Annotated in this window: 16 protein-coding genes; 14 read left to right on the forward strand and 2 right to left on the reverse strand. The window is 54.5% G+C overall.

Going from position 1 to position 21,864, the window contains the following annotated elements; translation table 11 throughout:
- Positions 1–201 precede the first annotated feature (201 nt).
- The 3 genes from ACE418_RS07510 to ACE418_RS07520 are packed head-to-tail and all read left to right on the forward strand — an operon-like array spanning position 202 to position 2,689.
- Positions 202–738 (forward strand): hypothetical protein, encoded by a 537-nt coding sequence (locus tag ACE418_RS07510; RefSeq protein ID WP_416450033.1) that lies wholly within the window; start codon positions 202–204, stop codon positions 736–738.
- Positions 739–769: 31 nt separating this feature from the next.
- Positions 770–1,966: an acetate/propionate family kinase gene (locus ACE418_RS07515; protein WP_416450034.1), complete on the forward strand. Its 1,197-nt coding sequence runs from the start codon at positions 770–772 to the stop codon at positions 1,964–1,966.
- Positions 1,967–2,002: 36 nt separating this feature from the next.
- Positions 2,003–2,689, forward strand: coding sequence for an HAD family hydrolase (locus tag ACE418_RS07520; RefSeq protein WP_416450035.1), 687 nt, complete (start codon positions 2,003–2,005; stop codon positions 2,687–2,689).
- Between the two features lie 26 nt (positions 2,690–2,715).
- On the opposite strand, the gene ACE418_RS07525 is transcribed toward ACE418_RS07520, so the two are convergent.
- Together ACE418_RS07525 and ACE418_RS07530 are read right to left on the reverse strand one after the other, a co-directional pair.
- Complete coding sequence (locus ACE418_RS07525) at positions 2,716–3,105, reverse strand: hypothetical protein (protein ID WP_416450036.1); 390 nt, start codon at positions 3,103–3,105, stop codon at positions 2,716–2,718.
- A 5-nt stretch (positions 3,106–3,110) separates the two neighbouring features.
- A complete protein-coding gene (locus tag ACE418_RS07530; RefSeq protein WP_014016983.1) occupies positions 3,111–4,022 on the reverse strand; it encodes a LysR family transcriptional regulator in 912 nt (303 codons plus the stop codon).
- Between the two features lie 491 nt (positions 4,023–4,513).
- Here ACE418_RS07530 and nifJ point away from each other — a divergent pair, with 491 nt between their 5' ends.
- The 11 genes from nifJ (at position 4,514) to aspS (ending at position 21,655) form a co-directional block, all read left to right on the forward strand.
- Positions 4,514–8,029, forward strand: a complete 3,516-nt coding sequence (gene nifJ, locus ACE418_RS07535) for a pyruvate:ferredoxin (flavodoxin) oxidoreductase (RefSeq protein WP_416450037.1) — start codon at positions 4,514–4,516, stop codon at positions 8,027–8,029.
- Positions 8,030–8,301: 272 nt separating this feature from the next.
- The gene (locus ACE418_RS07540) at positions 8,302–9,924 is read left to right on the forward strand and encodes an EamA family transporter (protein WP_416450038.1); all 1,623 of its coding nucleotides are present in this window, start codon (positions 8,302–8,304) and stop codon (positions 9,922–9,924) included.
- A gap of 318 nt (positions 9,925–10,242) precedes the next feature.
- Positions 10,243–12,219, forward strand: a complete 1,977-nt coding sequence (gene recJ, locus ACE418_RS07545; RefSeq protein ID WP_416450039.1) for a single-stranded-DNA-specific exonuclease RecJ — start codon at positions 10,243–10,245, stop codon at positions 12,217–12,219.
- Between the two features lie 14 nt (positions 12,220–12,233).
- A complete protein-coding gene (locus ACE418_RS07550) occupies positions 12,234–14,438 on the forward strand; it encodes a RelA/SpoT family protein (protein ID WP_416450040.1) in 2,205 nt (734 codons plus the stop codon).
- The gene (dtd, locus tag ACE418_RS07555; RefSeq protein ID WP_416450041.1) at positions 14,435–14,884 is read left to right on the forward strand and encodes a D-aminoacyl-tRNA deacylase; all 450 of its coding nucleotides are present in this window, start codon (positions 14,435–14,437) and stop codon (positions 14,882–14,884) included. Before ACE418_RS07550 ends, dtd begins: the two co-directional genes overlap by 4 nt.
- Before the next feature lie 12 nt (positions 14,885–14,896).
- Complete coding sequence (locus tag ACE418_RS07560) at positions 14,897–15,532, forward strand: MBL fold metallo-hydrolase (RefSeq protein ID WP_298587891.1); 636 nt, start codon at positions 14,897–14,899, stop codon at positions 15,530–15,532.
- A 3-nt stretch (positions 15,533–15,535) separates the two neighbouring features.
- Entirely contained in the window at positions 15,536–16,630 is a 1,095-nt protein-coding gene (locus tag ACE418_RS07565; protein WP_416450042.1) for an AI-2E family transporter, read from the forward strand.
- Positions 16,602–17,132, forward strand: coding sequence for a Fur family transcriptional regulator (locus ACE418_RS07570; RefSeq protein ID WP_416450043.1), 531 nt, complete (start codon positions 16,602–16,604; stop codon positions 17,130–17,132). The genes ACE418_RS07565 and ACE418_RS07570 overlap by 29 nt, the downstream gene beginning before the upstream one ends.
- Positions 17,053–18,588 (forward strand): coproporphyrinogen dehydrogenase HemZ, encoded by a 1,536-nt coding sequence (gene hemZ / locus ACE418_RS07575; protein WP_416450044.1) that lies wholly within the window; start codon positions 17,053–17,055, stop codon positions 18,586–18,588. The genes ACE418_RS07570 and hemZ overlap by 80 nt, the downstream gene beginning before the upstream one ends.
- Positions 18,589–19,854, forward strand: a complete 1,266-nt coding sequence (hisS, locus tag ACE418_RS07580; RefSeq protein WP_416450045.1) for a histidine--tRNA ligase — start codon at positions 18,589–18,591, stop codon at positions 19,852–19,854.
- Between the two features lie 7 nt (positions 19,855–19,861).
- Positions 19,862–21,655, forward strand: coding sequence for an aspartate--tRNA ligase (aspS, locus tag ACE418_RS07585; protein WP_416450046.1), 1,794 nt, complete (start codon positions 19,862–19,864; stop codon positions 21,653–21,655).
- Positions 21,656–21,864 lie beyond the last annotated feature (209 nt).

Genomic DNA, 21,864 nt, shown 5'->3' on the forward strand with positions numbered 1-21,864 from the left:
AATTATATTATATGTTTTAAATAAAATCATACTAATGGTTATAAGTATACGGGCCACTCCGGGATACGTCAATGGTGTATACTCATTCCCTCTGGGAGGGAGGACGAAAGTATTTGCAATTCGTCGCTTTTTTTAGGTGACGCTATAAGCCTTTTATGCTATAATGAACCTAGTCTGTAGAAAGCATAAATAGGTGATTGCATGAAAGGATTGAAATTATTAGCAGTTGCGGCCATGACCGCAGCTGTCGTATTGTTGTCCGGATGCGGCAACACGACGATGCTCGAAGAATACAGCTTCGGGTATGTCCAGCTCAAAGCCGGGAATTCGGAAGTCTATGTCATGACACCGTTCGACCTGGCCCATGTAAGCCGCCAGAATGGGGAAGGCATGATGTACATCAACAACGATAAGCACATCAATGTCGTCGCTGTTTCCGAAACGGCTGGCGAAACGACGCCTGTAGCCATGGCAGAAGAATACGTTGCCATGCTGAAACAGACACCGGATGTTTCTGATCTGCAAACGAAGGTCACCGACGCGGAAGAAAGCGGCCGTAAGGCCACGGTTGTCGACGCTTCCTATACGGAACCGCTCAACGGCCAGCCGGCCAAGCTCATCGTGCGGAGTCTCTTCTTTGAAGATAATGGCCAGATATGGCACGTCATGTACATGTACAAAGACGGCGATGCCCTGGCTAAAGAAGTAGTTGACCACGTATTTGGCCAGCTCAAATAATTCTAAGACAAATGAAAGAGGGTAAATTTTCATGATCGTATTGGTTGTAAACTGCGGCAGCTCGTCCTTGAAGTACCAGCTCATCAACATGGACAATGAAGAAGTAATGGCAAAAGGTTTGGTCGAAAAAATCGGCCTTCCCGATTCGCAGCTGACCCACAAATGGAATGGCCAGAAGAAAGAAATCAAACAGTCCATCCCGGATCACAAAGTCGCTGTCAAACTCGTCCTCGACATCCTCACCGACGCTGAATGCGGCGTCATCAAATCCATGGATGCCATCGATGCTGTCGGCCACCGCGTCGTCCATGGCGGCGAAGAATTTGCTGCTTCCACGCTCATTACGGATGAAGTCATGAAAGCTTTGGAAAAATGCTCGGCTATGGCTCCGCTCCACAATCCGCCTAACATCATCGGCATCAACGCCTGCAAAGCTATCATGCCTGGCGTTCCCCAGGTCGGCGTCTTCGATACGGCCTTCCATCAGACCATGCCGGCGAAAGCTTTCATGTATGGCCTCCCGTATGAACTCTACACCGAAGACCACATCCGCCGTTATGGCTTCCACGGCACGAGCCATCGCTATGTAGCTGGCGAAGTCGCTAAAGTCATGGGCGTACCCGTTGAAAAACTGCGCATCATCAACTGCCACCTCGGCAACGGTTCTTCCCTGGCTGCCATCAAATACGGCAAATGCGTTGATACGACCATGGGCTTCACACCGCTCGCCGGCGTCCTCATGGGTACCCGCTGCGGCGATATCGACCCGGCTATCGTCCTCAACGTCATGGACAACCACCACCTTTCGACGAAAGAAATGGATACGCTCATGAATAAAAAATCCGGCGTCCTCGGCATTTCCGGCGTTTCCAGCGACTTCCGCGATCTCGGCCAGGCCGCTGCTGAAGGCAATGAACGCGCTCAGCTCGCCCTCGACATGTTCCATTATCAGGTCCGCAAGGAAATCGGTGCTTTCGCAGCTGCTATGGGCGGTGTAGACGTCATCACCTTTACGGCTGGCGTCGGCGAAAACGGTATCGAAGACCGTGCAGCCATTGCCGAAGGCCTGGAATACCTCGGTGCTAAACTCGACCCGCAGCGCAACAACGTCCGCGGCAAAGATGCCCTCATCAGCACGGATGATTCGACGGTCAAGATGTACGTCATCCCGACGAACGAAGAAATCATGATCGCCCGCGATACGAAGGAAATCGTATCCAAACAGTAATGACCAAAGTGCGTGCCCGAAGAGGGAGTGAATACTGTGAAATTACTATACTGGGACATTGACGGAACCCTATTGAATACGGGCCGGGCCGGTTTATACGCCATTGAAGAAGTCTTCCACGACCTCAAGGGCGCTGACGTGCCCGTGCCGAAGATCGCCGCCGGCGGCCGGACGGACAATTTCATCTGCCAGCAGCTCTTGTATAAAGCCACAGGCATCATGCCGACAGACGATGAAGTCCATGCCTTTTGCCGGGGCTATGAAAAGAAGCTCCTGAAATGGCTGAAGCGCAAGGCGGAAGAAGGCGTCGTCCTGCCTCATGTGGAAGAGAACCTGGCTTTCTTCCAGCAGCGTAAAGACTACAAGCAGCTTCTCCTGACCGGCAACAGCGCCATCGGTGCCCGCATGAAAATGGACGTCTTCGGCCTGTCCCAGTATTTCGATTTCCCTCATTCTGGGTTCGCCTTCAATTATTACTACCGCGATGATCTGGCCCGCAATGCCCTGGCCATCGCCAAGGAGGCCTGGGGCGATGCCATCGAGATGGCTTATGTCATCGGCGACACGCCTTACGACATCCAGTGCGGCAAGGCCATCGGTGCCCGCACCATCAGCGTGGCGACAGGCCGTTATTCTTACGAAGACCTGGCGAAATGCGCGCCCTGGAAAATCATGCGGTCCCTGCCGGACCCGGAAACATTCCTGAAAATCATCGAAAATTAAAGAAAAGTGTAAAAAAAGACCCGGACTCATAAAGAGTCCGGGTCTTTTTCCGGTTCTTCGATGCGCCACGTGTTTTCGAGGACGCGGAAATTGAGGCGATGCCATTTCTTTTCGATATCATCCAGTGTTTGTGAGGCTGAATATAACATATTATTTTGTTTCTTGGCCTGCTTTTCCAATTGGGCGATGCGGACACGCTGGGTGGATACCGTGTCTGCCAGCTCATAGACCTGGAACTGTAAAGCGGCGATCCAGAAGAACTCCAGGAGGGCGACGATGACGACGCACTTCTGGGCCTTGGGGAGGCTGTGCCAGGCCTGACAGAAGCGGCGGTGCAGGCGGGACAGGACCGCCCGGCTCTGCTGCTCCTTTTTGCTGATCCCCGTCAGGTCAGGGGGAAACTTGTGTCTGTCCATAAGCCTTATAAATTGGAAATGACGCGGGCCTTATTGCGGACGAAGTCAAGCCATAACTGAGCGGCATGGGAGAGGTAGTGGCCCCGTTTCCAGATGACGTAGAGGACGTGCATGATTTCCGGTTCTACCAGGGGACGGACGACGACCGATTCCGATACGCGGGGGTTCGTTTCCTTCGTCGGGCACAGGCGGCTCGGCAGGAGGGCGACGCCCAGGTTGGCGACGACGGTCTGGATCATGAGGTCCCGCTGGCTCGTTTCGAAGACGATCTTCGGCTGGAAACCGATCTTCTTACAGTGCTGGATGATTTCGTCGTGCAGGTTGAAGTCATCGCGGTAGAGGACCAGCGATTCATTGGCCAGCTTCTTGAGGGGAATCGTCTTTTCCTTGGACAGGATGTTGTCCCGGTGGATGATGACGTTCATCGGGTCCTGGGTCAGGAAGAACGATTCAAAGTCCTTTTCCTTCGGCTGCGTGCAGACGATGCCCAGGTCGATGAGGCCTTCCTGGACGCTGATTTCGACTTTCTTCGAGCCGTGTTCGTAGAGGTCTAGTTCGATCTGCGGGTATTCCTGCTTGAAGGCCCCCAGGAGGTTGGCGAAGATCGGAGCCCCTGTGATCGGCGGCAGGCCGATGAGGACCGTCCCTTGTTCCAGCTTGAATTCGTTTTCAAAGTCCGTCTTCAAGTGTTCGAACATGAAGACGACGCGCTTGGCGTGGGAGAGGAAGATCGTGCCAGCATCGGTGAGTTCGACGGCCTTGGCGTTGCGCATGAAGAGGACGACGCCCAGTTCTTCTTCCAGGGCCTTGATGGTGCGGCTGATGGCGGACTGGGAAATGTGCAGCGTCCGCGCGGCTTTGCTGAATGATTTCTTGTCGGCTACTTCGACAAAGTATTTAAGATGATGAAAATCCATACTAACACCTCCACTAATGGTGTACACCAAATCGGCACTTTAATATACACTCGATTGGTATACGTTTACAAAATAGCACTGAATGATGCATAAACTAGCATCACATTCCTATTGAATTTAGCATTACTTAGGCATATAATTAACTTGTAAGAAAAAGTTACAAAGTCGTTCGGTTTGTGATGGTCAGCAAGCTTCAAAAGGCATGTTGGTGTGCAAATCTGTAATATCACTATAATAGTATTACAGATTGAGAATATTAGCAATACCTTTTTTGAATATTGTTGAACCTTCCCGCTTTTCATTGCATTTTTTTCAAGATAGGGACGTGTATGGACGATACGTGAACAGAAGTCATCCATGGAACCTGGGTGATGGGAGTCCGCGCCGCCCGTATGAGGATGCAACAGAACGTCTTTATAGCTTTCTTAAGCCTATCAGTATGGTGTTTCCATATTGAAAGTATACTTTTATTTAAGGAGCGTGTTTTATCTATGAGCAAATTTAAAACCATGGATGGTAACGAAGCAGCTGCATGGGTGTCCTATGCATTTACTGAAGTTGCCGCAATTTATCCGATCACGCCGTCTTCTCCTATGGCAGAACATGTCGATGATTGGGCAGCCGCTGGCATGAAAAACATCTTCGGCCACAAAGTCAACGTTGTTGAAATGCAGTCCGAAGCTGGCGCAGCTGGCGCATTCCACGGTTCTTTACAGGCTGGTGCTTTGACAACTACGTACACGGCATCTCAGGGCTTCCTCCTCATGATCCCGAACATGTACAAAGTTGCTGGTGAACTCCTCCCGGGCGTATTCCACGTAGCTGCTCGTGCTTTGGCTAACCATGCACTGAACATCTTCGGTGACCATCAGGACGTTATGTCTGCTCGTGCAACAGGCTGCTGTCTCTTGGCCGAATCCAATGTTCAGGAAGTCATGGATCTCGGTGGTGTCGCTCATTTGGCAGCAATTAAAGGTTCCCTGCCGTTCATCAACTTCTTCGATGGTTTCCGTACTTCTCACGAAATCCAGAAAGTTGAAGTCATGGACTTCGAAAACTTCAAGAAACTCGTTGACTGGGACGCTATCGCAGCATTCCGTAAACGTGCCCTCAACCCGGATCATCCGGAAATCCGCGGCACTGCAGAAAACCCGGACGTATACTTCCAGCACACAGAAGCTTCCAACAAATTCTATGACGCTATGCCGGATATCGTAGCTGACTACATGGACAAGATTTCTGAAATCACTGGCCGTACGTACAAACCGTTCAACTACTTCGGCGCTCCTGACGCTGAATACGTTGTCGTTTCCATGGGTTCTCTCTCCGACGTCGCTAAACAGACTGTCGAATACTTGCAGAGCCAGGGCGAAAAAGTCGGTGCCATCAACGTTCACCTCTATCGTCCGTTCTCCAACAAATACCTCCTCAACGTTCTTCCGAAAACTGTTAAGAAGATCGCTGTCATCGACCGTACGAAAGAACCGGGCTCCCTCGGCGAACCGCTCTACCTCGATATCGTTGGCTTCGTAAAAGAAGAAGGCCTCAACATCGACGTTATCGGCGGCCGTACAGGTATGGGCTCCAAAGACGTTCTTCCGGAAGACTTCCTCGCTGTCTTCAAAGAACTCAAGAAAGAACATCCGCTCAACGGCTTCACGCTGGCTATCAACGACGACGTTACCAACCTCAGCCTTCCGCGCGAACCGAAAATGCCGGTTGACACGACTGGCCTTACGTCCTGCAAATTCTGGGGCTTCGGTTCTGATGGTACTGTCGGCGCTAACAAATCCGCTATCAAGATCATCGGTGACCACACCGACATGTATGCTCAGGCATACTTCGCTTATGACTCCAAGAAATCCGGCGGCGTAACTATTTCTCACCTGCGTTTCGGTACTCGCCCGATCGATATGCCGTACCTCATCGACGCAGCTGACTACATCGCTTGCCATCGTCAGTCCTATGTAAAACGCTTTGACATCCTCCGCGGTATCAAAGAAGGCGGCACATTCATGCTGAACTGCACCTGGACTGATGAAGAACTGGAAAAAGAACTTCCGGCTCGCATCAAACGCGCTATCGCTAAGAACCATGTTAAATTCTACACCTTGAACGGTGACGCTATTGGCCAGAGACTCGGCCTCGGCACTCGTATCAACATGGTCATGCAGGCTGCATTCTTCGCACTCGCTAAGATCATTCCTATCGATGACGCTGTTAAATACTTGAAAGACTCCATCGTCAAGAGCTATGGCAAGAAAGGCCAGAAAGTCGTTGACATGAACAACGGCGCTGTTGATGCTGGTATCAAAGAATTCCATGAAGTTAACTATCCGGCTTCCTGGGCTGACGCTAAAGACGAAGTCGTCGAAGGCCGTCCGGCTCCGAAGTACTTCACGGAAGTTGCAAAACCGATGCTCGAACAGGTTGGCGACGATCTCCCGGTTTCCGCATTTGCTGGCCGCGAAGATGGCACCATGCCTTCCGGTACTGCTAAATTCGAAAAAGCAGGCCCGGCTCTCCACGTTCCTTCCTGGGATGCTGAAAAATGTATCGGCTGCTTGCAGTGCTCCTTCGTCTGCCCGCACGCTACTATCCGTCCGGTATTGACGACGAAAGAAGAAACAGCTGCTGCTCCGGCAGGCTACAAAGTAGCTCCGAAAGCTAAATCCGGCAAAGAATATGATCTCTCCATCATCGTTGACCAGCTCGACTGCCTCGAATGCGGTTCCTGCGTAAACGTTTGCCCGGTTCAGGCTCTCACCATGGTTCCGAACACCGACGCAGAACGTCAGAAGATGGACCTCTGGTACTATGGTACGGAAACGGTTGCTCCGAAAGCTAACCCGCAGAACAAGAAGACCGTCATCGGTTCTCAGTTCGAAACTCCGCTCCTCGAATTCTCCGGCGCATGCGCAGGCTGCGGTGAAACACCGTATGTCAAACTCATCACGCAGCTCTTCGGCGATCGCATGATGATTGCAAATGCTACTGGCTGCTCCTCCATTTGGGGTGCATCCGCTCCGGTTTCCCCGTACACCATGAACGCTGCTGGCCATGGCCCGGCTTGGGCAAACAGCCTCTTCGAAGATGCTGCTGAATTTGGTCTCGGCATGTTCCTCGGCGTAGACAAAGTCCGCAAAGACTTGGCTGAAAACCTCGACGCTGCTAAAGCCGTTGCTTCTCCGGAACTCCAGGCTGCACTCAGCGACTGGGCTGCTAACATGAACGAAGGCGAAGGCTCTCGTGAACGCGCTGACAAACTGACAGCTCTCCTCGAAAAAGAAGCTGCTGGCAAACCGGTTCTCGAAGACTTCCTCGCTAAGAAACAGTTCTTCGTTAAACGTAGCCAGTGGATTATCGGTGGTGACGGCTGGTCCTACGATATCGGTTACGGCGGTGTTGACCACGTCCTCGCTTCCGACCACGACGTCAACGTCCTCGTCCTCGATACCGAAGTTTACTCCAACACTGGCGGTCAGTCCTCTAAAGCTACCCCGACTGCAGCTATCGCTCAGTTCGCTGCTGCCGGCAAACGCACGAAGAAGAAGGACCTCGGCATGATGGCTATCTCCTATGGCTATGTCTATGTAGCTCAGGTAGCTATGGGTGCTGATAAGAACCAGCTCATGAAAGCTATGACTGAAGCTGAAGCTTACCATGGCCCGTCCCTGGTTATCTGCTACGCTCCTTGCATTAACCACGGCATCCGTAAAGGCATGGGCAAGAGCCAGCTGGAAGAAAAACTCGCTGTCGAATGCGGTTACTGGGATCTCTTCCGCTACAACCCGGATCTCAAAGCTCAGGGCAAGAATCCGTTCAGCCTCGACTCCAAAGAACCGGATTACAGCAAATTCCAGGAATTCTTACAGGGTGAAGTTCGTTATGCTTCCCTTAAGAAAGGCTTCCCGGAAGAAGCAGACGCTCTCTATGCTAAGACAGAAGCAGACGCTAAGAACCGTCGCGAATCCTATGTACGTTTACAGAAGGGTTTTGAAGACTAATTTGATTGCACTCGCTGCATGAGAATAGAAGAAAGGCCCCGCATGAAGGTTTCGACCCTCATGCGGGGTCTTTTTGTTTTAACCCTAGCCCCTAGCCCCTAACCCCTAACCCCTAACCCCTAGCCCCTAACCCCTAGCCCCTAACCGCTAACTGCTGACTGCTAAAAAAGGGCTTGTCGCACGACGACAAGCCCTTTTTTATTGCCATCCCTTCTCAATGGGTATATAATAAAGCGTGTTTTTAAGAACCATTTAGAAAGGGGCCATTCTGTATGTCATCTAAACTGGGTACATTATGTATTGTTCTGACGGCCATAGCCTTTGGTACGATGGAAATTTCCTTGAAGATTGCCGGGACGGCGTTCACACCTTTCCAGCTAACCTTTCTCCGGTTCCTCGTCGGTGGGCTATTGCTCATGCCGCTGGCCATCCGAGATTTGAAGAAGCGCAGCATCCACCTCGATCGTTCCGATTGGGGTTATTTGGCTGTCCTCGGGCTGATCAACATCTGTTTCAGCATGATCCTCTTCCAGATCGGGGTCAACATGGCTAATGCCGGTCTGGCGGCTATCGTCTTTTCCAGTAACCCGATTTTTGTCATGATTTTTTCGTATTTCATCATTCACGAAGCCTTTACCCGAAAAAAGGCCATTACCCTGGTCCTGAGTATCATCGGCCTGGTCATCGTCGCCAATCCGATGGCTATCATCCGCAGTGGTAATATCGGCCTGCTCGTGTCGCTGTCGGCAGCGATTTCCTTTGCCCTCTATACGACACTGGGGAAACTCCGCATTGAAAAACTGGGCGGCAACGTAGAAAATGCCTTCAGCTTCCTCATCGGCTGTGTTTTCCTGTTTTTCATCCTCATGTTCCACGGCGACCCGATTCTGGCCGGTATTGATTCTCATACCGTATGGCCCCTTATTTACTGTTCCTTAGTCGTCACGGGCTTCGGCTATCTCTGCTTCATGAAGGCCATCGAACTGACAGGGCCGTCCAATGCGTCCTTTGCCTTCTTCATCAAGCCGATCATCGCCTTGATCTTGTCGGCTATCATCTTGTCAGAACCGATTACGGTCAATGCCGTCGTCGGCCTGGCCCTGATCCTCCTGGGCTGCACCATGGCAGGACCTATTGAACACTTGCTCTTTCGCCATCACGCTATCGGCGAAATCGAAGGCCGCGAAAATCATCCGGCCTGGATCAAAGAAGATACCGAAAGTCCCTTGGTCATTACGATTTCCCGTGAATACGGCAGCGGCGGCCGCAACATCGGCAAGCTCGTCGCCCGCAAGCTCGGCATCCCGTATTACGACACGGAAATCCTCAATCTGACCCGCAAGGAACATCCGCAGACTTTCGCCGCCTGGTGCAAAGACCGCAAGCGCCTGCTCGGACCGTTGCTGACCAAGGTCTATGATGATTATATCCACTATGCATCGGGCTATGAATCGAAGCAGCAGGAAATGTTCCGCGATGAAGCTGAAGTCATCCAGGCTCTGACCGATGGGAAGTCATGCGTCATCGTCGGCCGCCTGGCCAACTACATCCTGCGCAAACGGCCGAATACGTTCAACGTCTTCATCTCGTCCGACCCGGACTGGGCCATTCAACGCATCATGCTCCGCGAACACGTCGATGCCGAAAAGGCGCGGAAGATACGCAACCACGTCAACCACGAACGGCGCGATCACTGCATGTACTGCACCGATTCCTATTGGGGCTACGGCGCCAACTACGACTTGAGCCTCAAATCCAGTGACTACGGCGTCGTCAAGACGGCCGACCTCATCTTACAGGCCGCCCAGCACCGCCTGACCATTTCCAAAGAAGATATCAACCCCGCCGCCGACCACAACGCCATCTCCGCGCCAGCAGCTGCTGCCGAATCGTAATTTTGTAGTTTGTAGTAGGGGCTTGCACGTGGCAAGCCCGCAACTGGATATGTATGGATTTTCCCATCCGGATTCGTAGGGAATTTACCAAAATACCGAAGCGGGTCGCCCACGTGGCGACCCCTACAGAAAAAGCGCTGTCTTTATACGACAGCGCTTTTTTTATGCCCCCAATATTAAACAAATCTTAAATTTTCTCAAAATTGACAAATAATGGCAAGTGTATATAGATTTGGCCTTTATTTTGAGAATAGAAAGTGATAAAATAATAATTGATTTATTGATAGTGATTATTCTTGAGAATGTGTCGTGATAGCTATGGAGAAACGATGGCAGTTCAGCAGCCCCGACAGGGAGCTCATCGAGGCCTTGTCTGTACAATTACATATATCCCCGATATTGGCCCAGGTACTGGCCAGCCGCGGCATCGCCGATGTCCGTGAAGGGGACCATTTTCTTCACGATACTTTGGCCGATATGGCCGATCCTTTCCAGATGAAAGGCATGGAGACGGCCGTCATCAGGTTGGGACAGGCGATAACCGAAAAGCAGCGCATCGTCATTTACGGTGACTATGACGTCGACGGCATTACGTCGACGTCTCTTGTTTATTCGGTCCTCCGTGACCTCGGCGCGTCGCCGCAGTTCTACATTCCCGAACGGGAGAGTGAAGGCTATGGCCTCAATGAGGGGGCCCTGGAGCAGCTGAGCCGGCAGGCCGACCTGCTCATCACCGTCGACTGCGGCATTTCATCCTATGACCTGGTCCGGCAGTTCTCGCCTGTCCTGGATATGATCATTACGGATCATCACGAACCGCCGGAGCAGATCCCGCCAGCCCTGGCCGTCCTCAATCCCAAGCAGGCCGGCTGCCCGTATCCTTTCAAGGAGCTGGCCGGGGCCGGCGTGGCTTATGTCCTTTGCCGGGCCCTGTGGCAGCATCACTGCCATGAAGACCTGCCGGGCTATACGGACCTGGCGGCCCTGGGGACCATCGCCGACCTGGTCCCCCTGACCGGGGAGAACCGCATCCTCGTCCGCTATGGCCTGGCGGCCATGAAGAAAGGGAAGCGGACGGGCATCAAGGCCCTCCTCGATGCGTCGGATCTCAGCGGCAAGGACATCACGGCCGGGCGCATCGCCTTCACGGCGGCGCCGCGCCTCAATGCCGCCGGGCGCATCAGCCATGCCACGAAAGGCGTCGAGCTGCTCCTGGAAAGCGATGCGGCCAAGGCCGCCGCCGATGCGGCGGAACTGAGCCGTCTCAACACGGAGCGCCAGGACATCGAGCACACCATTGCCCAGGAGGCCATCGCCCAGATCGAAGGGCAGGGGAGGGGCCGTGACGGCGTCCTCATCGCCTATCACGAAGGCTGGCACGTCGGCGTCATCGGCATCGCCGCGTCGCGCCTGGTAGAAACGTATTACCGGCCGTCCCTGGTCATTACCGTCCGCGACGGCATCGGCAAGGGCTCGTGCCGCAGTATCAGCGGCTTCAATATGTATGAAGCCCTGCAATACGCCCAGGATTTGCTCATCCAGTTCGGCGGCCATACCATGGCGGCGGGTTTCTCCGTCAAGGCCGAGAACATCGAGGCCCTGCGCCAGCGCCTGCTGGATTATGCCGCAGCACACATGACGGCCGCCGATTACATCCCCCTGGTCCATATCGACAAGGTACTGGAGCCAGCCGATGTGACGCTGGACCTCATCGCCGAACTGTCCCGCCTGGAGCCGTATGGCATGGGCAACAGCCGGCCTGTCTTTTCCCTTAGCGGGGCTACGGTAGAGGAAATCCGTCCCATCGGCCGGGAAAAGCAGCACGTCCGCCTCGTCGCCCGCGGCGCCGACAGGACGCGCCTTTCCGGTGTCGCCTGGTCCCAGGCGGGCCTGTGCGACGCCATCGTCGAAGGCGATGTCATCGACGTGGCCTTCCAGCTCGAACGGAACGACTTCAACGGCACGTCGTCGCCGCAGCTGGTCATCCAGGACGTCCATCTGCCGGGCCGCCATATCGTCCTTGACCGGACGGTCATGGTCGATATCTACATGGCCCTCAAGAAATGCATCCCCGACTGGGGCATGCCGGTCTGGCAGGTCCGCCGCCGGCTGGCCGCCGCCCAGGGGGACTGCTATGACGTCCACACCATTTACGCTGCCATCGTCGTCCTGCGGGAAATCGGTGTCCTCAAAGTACGCCATGATGACGACGGCCCAGCCTATTATTTTCCTATCCTTGCGGGGAAAATGGATCTTCATACGTCGCCGACGTATGAATTGTACTGCAAGGAGTAAGGAGGTTTCATATTATGGAATTTAAAGATAAAGATGTCGAATTCAAACACCTCATCGACACGATACATACCTATCTGCCCCAGGCCAAATGCGATGATGTGACCAAAGCCTATAACCTGGCCGAAGAGGCCCATAAGGACCAGCGCCGCGTCAGCGGGGAGCCGTATATCCTGCACCCCCTGGCCGTGGCCCAGATCCTGGCAGATATGAAAATAGATACGACGACCATTACGGCGTCGCTCCTCCACGATGTCGTCGAAGATACCTCGTACACCCTGGAAGACATCAAGAAGATGTTCGGCAAGGAAGTGGCCTTCCTCGTCGACGGCGTCACCAAGTTGAGCCGCCTCAATTACCGTACCAAAGAAGACCAGCAGCTCAACAGCATGCGCAAGATGTTCCTGGCCATGGCCAAGGACGTGCGTGTCGTCGTCATCAAGCTCGCCGACCGCCTGCACAATATGCGCACCCTGCGCTACATGCGCAGCGACAAGCAGAAGCGCATCGCCCAGGAAACGCTGGAAATCTTTGCGCCTCTGGCACACCGCTTAGGGATTTTCAATATCAAATGGGAACTGGAAGACCTGTCTTTCCGCTACCTCGAACCGGATAAATACTACGACCTCGTCGACCAGATGAAGCAGAAGCGCCACGTCCGCGAAGAAATCGTCAACGAAGCCATCGACGTCCTCAAGAAGGCCCTCGACGACGCCCATATCCACTGCGAAATCAACGGCCGGCCCAAGCATTTTTACAGCATTTATAAAAAGATGAAGAAAGATAACCGCGACTTGAGCCAGGTCTATGACCTCTTCGCCATCCGCGTCATCGTCGACGATGTCAAGGATTGCTACGGCGTACTGGGTATCGTCCACAGCCTGTGGAAGCCTTTGCCGTACCGCTTCAAGGACTATATCGCCATGCCGAAGCCCAATAACTATCAGTCCCTGCACACGACGGTCATCGGGACGAGAGGGCAGCCGGTCGAAATCCAGATCCGCACCTGGGAAATGCACCGCATCGCCGAATACGGCGTCGCTGCCCACTGGCGCTATAAAGAAGGCAACCAGACGGCCAACAAGGACGCTTTCGATGAAAAGATGGGCTGGCTGCGCAACCTCCTGGAATGGCAGGATACGAGCAATCCGAAAGAATTCGTCAACGCCCTCAAGCTCGACGCCTTTTCCGATGAAGTCTTCGTCTTTTCGCCGCGGGGCGACGTCATCGACCTGCCCCAGGGCTCTATCCCCATCGACTTTGCCTACCGCATCCATACCGACGTCGGCCACCGCTGCGTCGGCGCCAAGATCAACGGCAAGATCGTGCCTTTGGACTATAAATTGAAGAACGGCGACATCGTCGAAATCATTACGTCCAAAGTCGGCAAGCCCAGCCTGGACTGGCTGAATATCGTCGGCAGCTCGGAAAGCCGCTCGAAGATCCGCAGCTGGTTCAAGAAGGAAAACCGCGAAGAAAACATTGCCAAGGGCCTGGATGCGCTGGAACGGGAATGCAAGCGCCTGGGCCATGACTGGAAAGCCATCAACGTCGGCGGCCGCCTGGGCCGCGTGGCCAAGCAGATGAATGCCGGCTCCGAAGACGACCTGGTCGCCGCTGTCGGCTATGGTGGCTTTGCCGTCAATACGGTCCTCATCAAGCTCCTGGAACTGCATAAGAAAGATTTGCAGAAGCAGGAAGAAAAGACCAACAGCCTGGCAGCCCTGGAAAAACTCAAGACCAAGAAACCGGTCAAGCACAACGGCACGGGTATCCTGGTCAAAGGCGAACCGGGCCTGCTGGTCCGCCTGGCCAAATGCTGCAGCCCCGTGCCGGGTGATCCCATCATCGGCTTCATTACCCGCGGCCGCGGCGTCTCGGTCCACCGCGCCGATTGCCCGAACGTCACGCACAGCCAGAACGATGTGGACCGCCTCATCGACGTCGAATGGGATTATGACGGCAATGAACGCTTCGAAGTGAACATGGAAATCGTCGCCTACGACCGCACGGGCATCATGGCCGAAATCATGGCCACCCTGGCGGAAATGAAGATTTCCATCCTCAGCGTCAACGCCAAGACCAGCGATACCAAGAATGTCACCATCCATATGGGCATCAGCATCAAGGACCTGGCCCAGTTTGAATTCGTAGCCACCAAGATACGCCGCCTGAAGGATGTCTATGCTGTCGAACGCTATACGGGAGGGAGCCAGACATGAGAGCTGTCGTACAAAAGACGCTGACGTCTTCCGTGACCTCAGACGGCGTCCTCACCGGTCAGGCCGGTAACGGCCTGACGGTCCTCCTCGGCGTCTCCGTGAAGGATACAGAAGCCGACGTCCGCTACCTGGCCGACAAGATCGTCCACTTGCGGATCTTTGAAGATGACCAGGGGAAACTTAATCACTCCCTCCTCGATGAAGGCGGGGAGATGCTGGTCATCTCGCAGTTCACGCTGTACGGTGATGCCCGCCACGGCCGCCGTCCCAGCTATATCGAAGCGGCGAAGCCCGAACAGGCCGAAGCCTTGTATGAGCAGTTCGTCGCCGCTGTCCGCGCCTTTGGCGTCACCGTGGCGACGGGCCGTTTCCGGACCCATATGGTCGTATCCCTGGAAAACGACGGTCCCGTGACGATCCTCTTGGACAGCCAGAAAACCTTTTAAGGAGAAATGTATATGAGCATGAAATATATCAGTATGGAACTTGGTCCTATCATGACCAATTGTTATATCGTTTACGATACGGATACGAAAGACGCCATGGTCGTCGACCCGGCCTGGGATTATCCGGCTATCGACAAGGCCCTGACCAGCCACGGCCTGACGCTGAAATTCATCTTCCTGACCCACGGCCATGCCGATCACATCGGCGCCCTGCAGGAACTGCGCCAGCGCAAGAACGTGCCGGTCTACGTCGGCGCCGGCGATGCCGACCTCATTTCCAATTCGCACAATAATTTATCCATGTTCATGGGCCAGGCCATCGAATGCACGTCGGCAGACCACCTGGTCAAGGACGGCGATGAACTGACTTTGGGGAACCTGCACTTCACGGTCCTGGAAACGCCGGGCCATACGCCGGGCGGCCTCAGCCTGTACGGCGAAGGCGTCGTCTTTTCCGGCGACACGCTCTTCCGCTATTCCGTCGGCCGTACCGACCTCTACGGCGGTTCGTCGAAGACGCTGCTCCACAGCCTGGAAACGAAACTCATGACCCTGCCGGACAATACCTTGGTCCTGCCTGGCCACGGCCCGGCGACATCCATCGGTGATGAACGGCGGGGCAATCCCTTCCTGGACGGAGGATGGTAAGCTATGGTTGCCTATAAAGGCGCGGAGTTCTGGATGCGCGTCACGCTGGCCGTCCTGGCCGGTGCCTTGTTCCTCACGGTCCATGCCGTCTACTGGCCCGTCGTCATTTCCCTTATTTTGACGTTCATCCTCATGCCCATCCGCGATGGCGTCATCAAAGGCCTGCGGCGTCTGACCGGCCGCCATGTACCCATCGACATTGCCATCCTCATCTCCTTTGTCATCCTCATCGTCATCGTGACGATCATTACCAATATCATCGTCAAGCCGCTGGTCATCCAGGTCAACTTGCTGGCAGCCAACTTCAATGATCTGGTCAGCCAGACGGCGGCCCTGGTGACACAGCTTGAAAATGAGCAGACTCAGTTCTATATCCCGGACCAGGTCAAGAAGATCATCAACGATGCCTTCGTCAAAGTCGGTAATTACGGTATCGACGGTATTACCAACCTCATCCAGTCGGTTTTTGCCATTGCCGGGACGGTCGTCGAATTCTTCGTCGTGCCGATCATTACTTTTTATTTCATGAAAGACGGCAGCCACATGGTGCGGATTTTCGTCGATATCTTTCCCGAAAGTTACCGCAGTCATCTGGCCGGACTCTTTCAGGAAATACAGCATGTCCTGAGCCGCTATATCCGCGGCCAGATCCTCATGAGCTGTATCATTGCCACCCTGACGTTCCTCGGCATGTGGGCCATGGGCGTACCGTACCCCATGGTTATCGGCCTCTTGGCGGCCATTACCGAATGGATTCCCATTGTCGGGCCTATCGTCGGCGCCGTGCCGGCCATCCTGCTCAGCGCGACGGTCAGCTTGTCCTTGCCGCTGAAAGTCATCATCTTCTATATCGTCATCCAGCAGATTGACAGCCACCTCATCATGCCTCAGGTCATGGGGGCCGTCATCAGCCTGCATCCGGTCGTCATCGTCATTGCCCTGCTCATCGGCGGGACCCTCTTTGGCGTAGCCGGTATGATCCTTACCGTCCCGGTGACGGCAGTCTTACAGATTTTATGTAAACATTTATGGTTTTACAATACATATAAAGAAAAGGCGATGAAGTACAATGGAAACAACGAGAACAGAAACGAATAAGAAAGAAATCATGGACACCATGATGAAGCGCATGAAAGAAAAAATCAAGTTCAAGAAATGCAAGATGACGTCCCAGCGGCAGATCATCCTGCGGGCCTTCGTCGAAAGCCCAATCCGCCACATGAGCGCCGAAGAAGTCTTCGAACTGGTCAAAAAGACGGCGCCGGACATCGGCCTGGCTACGGTCTACCGGACACTGGACCTGTTCACTCAGATGGACCTCTTGAAGAAACTCGATTTCGACGACGGCTGCAGCCGCTATGAATTGAATGACCGCGACAATGAAGGCCATTTCCACCACCATCTTATCTGCCTGGGCTGCGGCAAGGTCTGGGAATGTGAAGACGATCTCCTGGAAACGCTGGAAACGATACTGGAAAAGCGCCTCCATTTCCACACCGTCGATCATCAGCTGAAAGTCTATGGCTACTGCGAAGAATGCCAGAAGAAACGGGAAGAAGAAGCGGCTAAGGAAGCGGACGCTGCGAAAGAAGCGGAATAAGATGGCCCTTCAGACCTATACCTATGATGGGCCGGAGCGCTTCCATTCCCTCATCGGACAGGTCATGGCCTCGCTGGGCTATGTCGGCGGCCGGGAAGTCCGCGACGTCGGAGCGGCCGTCACCATCCGCGATGACAGCGGGCACCTCTACGTGGGCTGTACCTTCCAGGACGGCGGGGAACCCTGGTCTTCGGAAGCTCGTCTCTGGCAGGCCGGCCGGGAACGGGAAGTCCTCAAAGACTGCCTCATCCACTGGCATGACCGCTTCTGCGGCCACGGCCCCAGCCCGTGGGGGACGCTCATCGGCGTGCGGCCGACCAAGCTGGTCCACCACCTCTTCGACCAGGGATTTACCGATGACCAGGCCGAAAAGGCCTTGCAGACGTCCTATTGCGTGGCACCGGCCATCGCCCGCGACCTGGTGGCCATGGCCCGGCTCCAGCGGCCTTACGTCAACGGCCGGGGCCGGAAACTGGCCTTATACGTTGGGATTCCCTATTGTCCCAGCCATTGTCTGTACTGTTCCTTCCCGTCGCGACTCATCGGCCGGGAAGGGGAGGCAGCCCTGGGGGACTTTCGTGATGCCGTCCTGACCGACCTCGACGATCTGGCCGATTTATGCCGGACCTATGACCTGGAAGTCACGTCGCTCTATATCGGCGGCGGTACGCCGACGTGTCTGCCCCTGCCCGTCCTGGAAGCGATGATGATGCGGCTGGCCCGGAATTTCCCGTCGGTCCGTGAATGGACCGTCGAAGCGGGCCGCCCCGATACGGCGACGCCGGAGATGCTGTCCATGTTGCGCCGGGCCGGCGTCAATCGCATCAGCGTCAATCCCCAGACCCTGCAGCAGCGGCTCCTCGATGCCCTGGGCCGGCGCCATCGGGTAGAAGATATTTACACCATGTATGAAAATTGCCGGGAACTGGGTTTTTCCGTCATCAATATGGACTTCATCGCCGGCCTTCCGGGACAAACCGTGGCTGATATGCAGGAAAATATGGAAATTGTTTGCAAACTGCACCCGGAAAATGTTACAATTCATACGTTAGCATTAAAAAAACGGGCACCTTTATTCCATCATGAATTGCGGGCCGCCATTCCGCCTGCCGAAGAAACGGGCCGTATGGTCCATCTTTGCCAGTCCATCCTGACGGCCGGCGGCTACGTGCCGTACTATATGTACCGCCAGAAATACATGGCAGCCAGCTTCGCCAACATTGGCTATGCCCTGCCGGGCAGTGTCAGTGCCTATAACATAGAAATGATGGAAGAACGGCAGTCCGTCCTGGCAGCCGGACCGGGCGGGGCGACGAAGTTCCTCTGCCGCGATGGCCACACCCTGGAAAAGGTGTATATGCCGAAAGATGTCGATGCATACGTGCAGGCGCTGGCGGAAAAAATGGCCCAGCGCCGTCGTTTGTGTGCTATCATATACGGAGGAGAGGATATTTAAATGGCTATTACTGCACCGAGAGGTACGCAGGATTTCCTGCCGGAACAGACGGCAGAGTGGCAGCTGCTGGAAGCAAAGATCCGCCAGATCTGCTCGCTCTACGGGTTCGGCGAAATCCGCACGCCTATGTTTGAAAGTACTGAATTGTTTTTACGCGGCATCGGGGAAACGACGGACGTCGTCACCAAGGAAATGTATACCTTTGAAGACCGCGGCGGCCGCAGCATGACCCTGCGCCCGGAAAATACGGCATCCGTCGTCCGGGCCTTCCTGGAACACAAGCTCTACGGCGACCCGCAGGTCCACAAGTTCTACTATATGGGGCCCATGTTCCGTCATGACCGTCCCCAGGCTGGCCGCTACCGCCAGTTCACGCAGTTCGGCGTCGAAGAAATCGGGTCCAAGGACCCGGCTGTCGATGCGGAAATCATCGCCATGGCCTTCCAGCTCTTCCGGGAACTGGGGCTGAATGACCTGGTATTGCACCTCAACTCCGTCGGCTGCCCGAAATGCCGCCCTGTCTATCGCCAGAAGCTCCTCGATTTCTTTGCGGACAAACGGGACCAGCTCTGTGACGATTGCAACGAACGCCTGGAAAAGAACCCGCTCCGCGTCCTCGACTGCAAAGAAGACGGCGAAAAGATGATGCAGATGGGTGTACCCCTGATTACGGATAATCTCTGTGACGACTGCAAGGAACATTTCCACAAAGTCCAGGAATATCTGACGGCCATCGGTATTCCCTTTACCCTCGACCCGCGCCTGGTCCGCGGCCTCGATTATTATACCAATACGGCTTTTGAAATCATGTACGCTCCCTTGGGCGCACAGAGCACGGTCTGCGGCGGCGGCCGTTACGACGGCCTCATCGAAGAAGTCGGCGGTCCGTCGACACCGGGCATCGGCTTTGCCATCGGCATGGAACGGCTGCTCCTGACCTTGAAGGAACAGGGCCTGCTGCCACCGGTCGAAAAGAAGCAGCCCGTCTTCCTCGTCGCCCTCGGCGATGCCGCCAAGACCAAGGCCTTCGAACTGCAGCAGCAGCTCCGTGCGAAAGGCCTCTATGCTGAAATCGACCTCCTGGGCCGCAGCATGAAGGGTCAGATGAAATCGGCCAATAAACTCAACGCCGATTACACGGTCATCATCGGTGAAGATGAATTGGCCGCCGGGGAAGCCCAGGTCCGCAATATGGCCAGCAAAGAACAAGTCAGCGTTCCCCTTGATGGGATTGTTGCATATATGGAAACACACAAGAAGGGATGATTTACGAATGGATACAATGGAAGGTTTACACCGCTCCCAATACTGCGCTGAAGTAAGCGAAGCGGACAAAGGTAAAGAAGTCGTCTTGATGGGCTGGGTCGAACGCCGCCGCGACCATGGCGGACTCATTTTCATCGACCTCCGCGACCGTACGGGCATCGTACAGGTCGTCGCATCGCCGGACTATGAAAAGACTTCTTTCGATAAAGCAGAACAGGTACGTACGGAATACGTCCTGGCTGTACGCGGTATCGTCCGCATGCGTGATAAAGATACGATCAACCCCAAGATGAAGACGGGCACGATCGAAATCCGCTGCGAAGAACTGCGCATCCTCAATTCGTCGAAGACGCCGCCGTTCTACATTGAAGACAACATCGACGTTGACGAAAAGATCCGCCTCAAATATCGTTACCTCGACCTGCGCCGTCCGGAAATGCAGAAGAACCTCATCATGCGCCATAAAGTAAAACATGCCATGCGCACGTTCCTCAACGAACACGGCTTCATCGACATCGAAACGCCGGAACTCTGCAAGAGCACGCCGGAAGGTGCCCGTGACTACCTCGTACCGAGCCGTGTCAACGAAGGCAAATTCTACGCCCTGCCGCAGTCGCCGCAGATTTTCAAACAGCTGCTCATGATTTCCGGGATGGACCGTTACTACCAGATCGCCCGCTGCTTCCGCGATGAAGACCTGCGTGCAGACCGCCAGCCGGAATTCACTCAGCTCGATATGGAAATGTCCTTCATGGACCAGGAAGAAATCCTGACCCTCGTCGAACAGATGGTACATTACATCTTCAAAGAAACGCTGGGCCACGACGTCAAGCTCCCGATTCACCGCATGACTTGGGACTACGCCATGGAAAACTACGGCTCTGATAAGCCGGACCTGCGCTTCGACATGAAGTTCACCGACGTCACCGAACTCGTCAAGGATACGGACTTCAAAGTCTTCCGCAACGTCATCGACAACGGCGGTCAGGTCAAAGCCATCAACGTCAAAGGCGATGCAGACATTCCCCGTCGTGAACTGGACGGCCTCGTCGAATACGTCGGCCACTACGGTGCAAAGGGCCTGGCTTGGATTGGCTTCCTCGAAGACGGCACGCTCAAATCGCAGATCAAGAAATTCTTCGGTGAAGACAAGCTCCGTGAAATCGGGAAAGCCTGCGGCGCTGAAACGGGCGACCTGGTTCTCATGATTGCCGACAAACCGAAAATCGTCGCAGCTGCCCTCGGCGAACTGCGTAAGGAAATGGCCCGCCGCATGAACCTCATCGACGAAGACGAATTCGCCTTCACCTGGGTCGTCGACTTCCCGATGTTTGAATACAGCGAAGAAGAACATCGCTATGTCGCTATGCACCATCCGTTCACGGCTATGCGCGATGAAGACCTGGATAAATTGGAAACCGACCCGGCTCATGTCTATGCCAAGGCTTATGACCTGGTCCTCAACGGCATCGAACTCGGCGGCGGTTCTCTCCGTATCTACCAGCCCGATGTACAGCAGCGCGTCTTCAAGGCTATCGGCCTGACACCGGAAGAAGCAGAACAGAAATTCGGCTTCCTCCTCCGTGCCTTTGAATACGGTGCACCGCCCCATGGTGGTCTGGCCTTCGGTTTGGACCGCATGATCATGCTCATGCTCAAACGCAAGTCTATCCGCGACGTCATCGCCTTCCCGAAGACCCAGAACGCTATCGACCCCATGAGCGAAGCTCCGTCGACAGTTACCAAAAAACAGCTGCATGAACTCCACATCCAGGTAGAAGAAGACCTGGTAAGTAAATAGAGAGAGATGAAAAAAGCTTGTCGCATGTGCGGCAAGCTTTTTTTAGCAGTCAGCAGTTAGCAGTCAGCCGCGGTCCTATGGACCGCTTTCGTAGGGGACGCCTAGTGTAGGACCTCCCTCATATATACATTACCTAACTCTTTCTGGTATAATAGGCATATAGACATAGTCACCAGCATGGAGGTGTTGTATCATGAGTAGACACAGCC

This window comes from Megasphaera jansseni, from assembly GCF_047974155.1.
GTDB lineage: Bacteria > Bacillota > Negativicutes > Veillonellales > Megasphaeraceae > Megasphaera.

Coding starts and splice junctions, on each gene's coding strand:
- hisS (WP_416450045.1), top strand. CDS start 18,589: ATGGCTATTACTGCACCGAGAGGTACGCAGGATTTCCTGCCGGAACAG.
- ACE418_RS07525 (WP_416450036.1), bottom strand. CDS start 3,105: ATGGACAGACACAAGTTTCCCCCTGACCTGACGGGGATCAGCAAAAAG.
- ACE418_RS07540 (WP_416450038.1), top strand. CDS start 8,302: ATGTCATCTAAACTGGGTACATTATGTATTGTTCTGACGGCCATAGCC.
- ACE418_RS07570 (WP_416450043.1), top strand. CDS start 16,602: ATGGAAACAACGAGAACAGAAACGAATAAGAAAGAAATCATGGACACC.
- ACE418_RS07565 (WP_416450042.1), top strand. CDS start 15,536: ATGGTTGCCTATAAAGGCGCGGAGTTCTGGATGCGCGTCACGCTGGCC.
- nifJ (WP_416450037.1), top strand. CDS start 4,514: ATGAGCAAATTTAAAACCATGGATGGTAACGAAGCAGCTGCATGGGTG.
- dtd (WP_416450041.1), top strand. CDS start 14,435: ATGAGAGCTGTCGTACAAAAGACGCTGACGTCTTCCGTGACCTCAGAC.
- recJ (WP_416450039.1), top strand. CDS start 10,243: ATGGAGAAACGATGGCAGTTCAGCAGCCCCGACAGGGAGCTCATCGAG.
- ACE418_RS07515 (WP_416450034.1), top strand. CDS start 770: ATGATCGTATTGGTTGTAAACTGCGGCAGCTCGTCCTTGAAGTACCAG.
- aspS (WP_416450046.1), top strand. CDS start 19,862: ATGGATACAATGGAAGGTTTACACCGCTCCCAATACTGCGCTGAAGTA.
- ACE418_RS07550 (WP_416450040.1), top strand. CDS start 12,234: ATGGAATTTAAAGATAAAGATGTCGAATTCAAACACCTCATCGACACG.
- ACE418_RS07560 (WP_298587891.1), top strand. CDS start 14,897: ATGAGCATGAAATATATCAGTATGGAACTTGGTCCTATCATGACCAAT.
- ACE418_RS07510 (WP_416450033.1), top strand. CDS start 202: ATGAAAGGATTGAAATTATTAGCAGTTGCGGCCATGACCGCAGCTGTC.
- ACE418_RS07530 (WP_014016983.1), bottom strand. CDS start 4,022: ATGGATTTTCATCATCTTAAATACTTTGTCGAAGTAGCCGACAAGAAA.
- hemZ (WP_416450044.1), top strand. CDS start 17,053: ATGGCTACTGCGAAGAATGCCAGAAGAAACGGGAAGAAGAAGCGGCTA.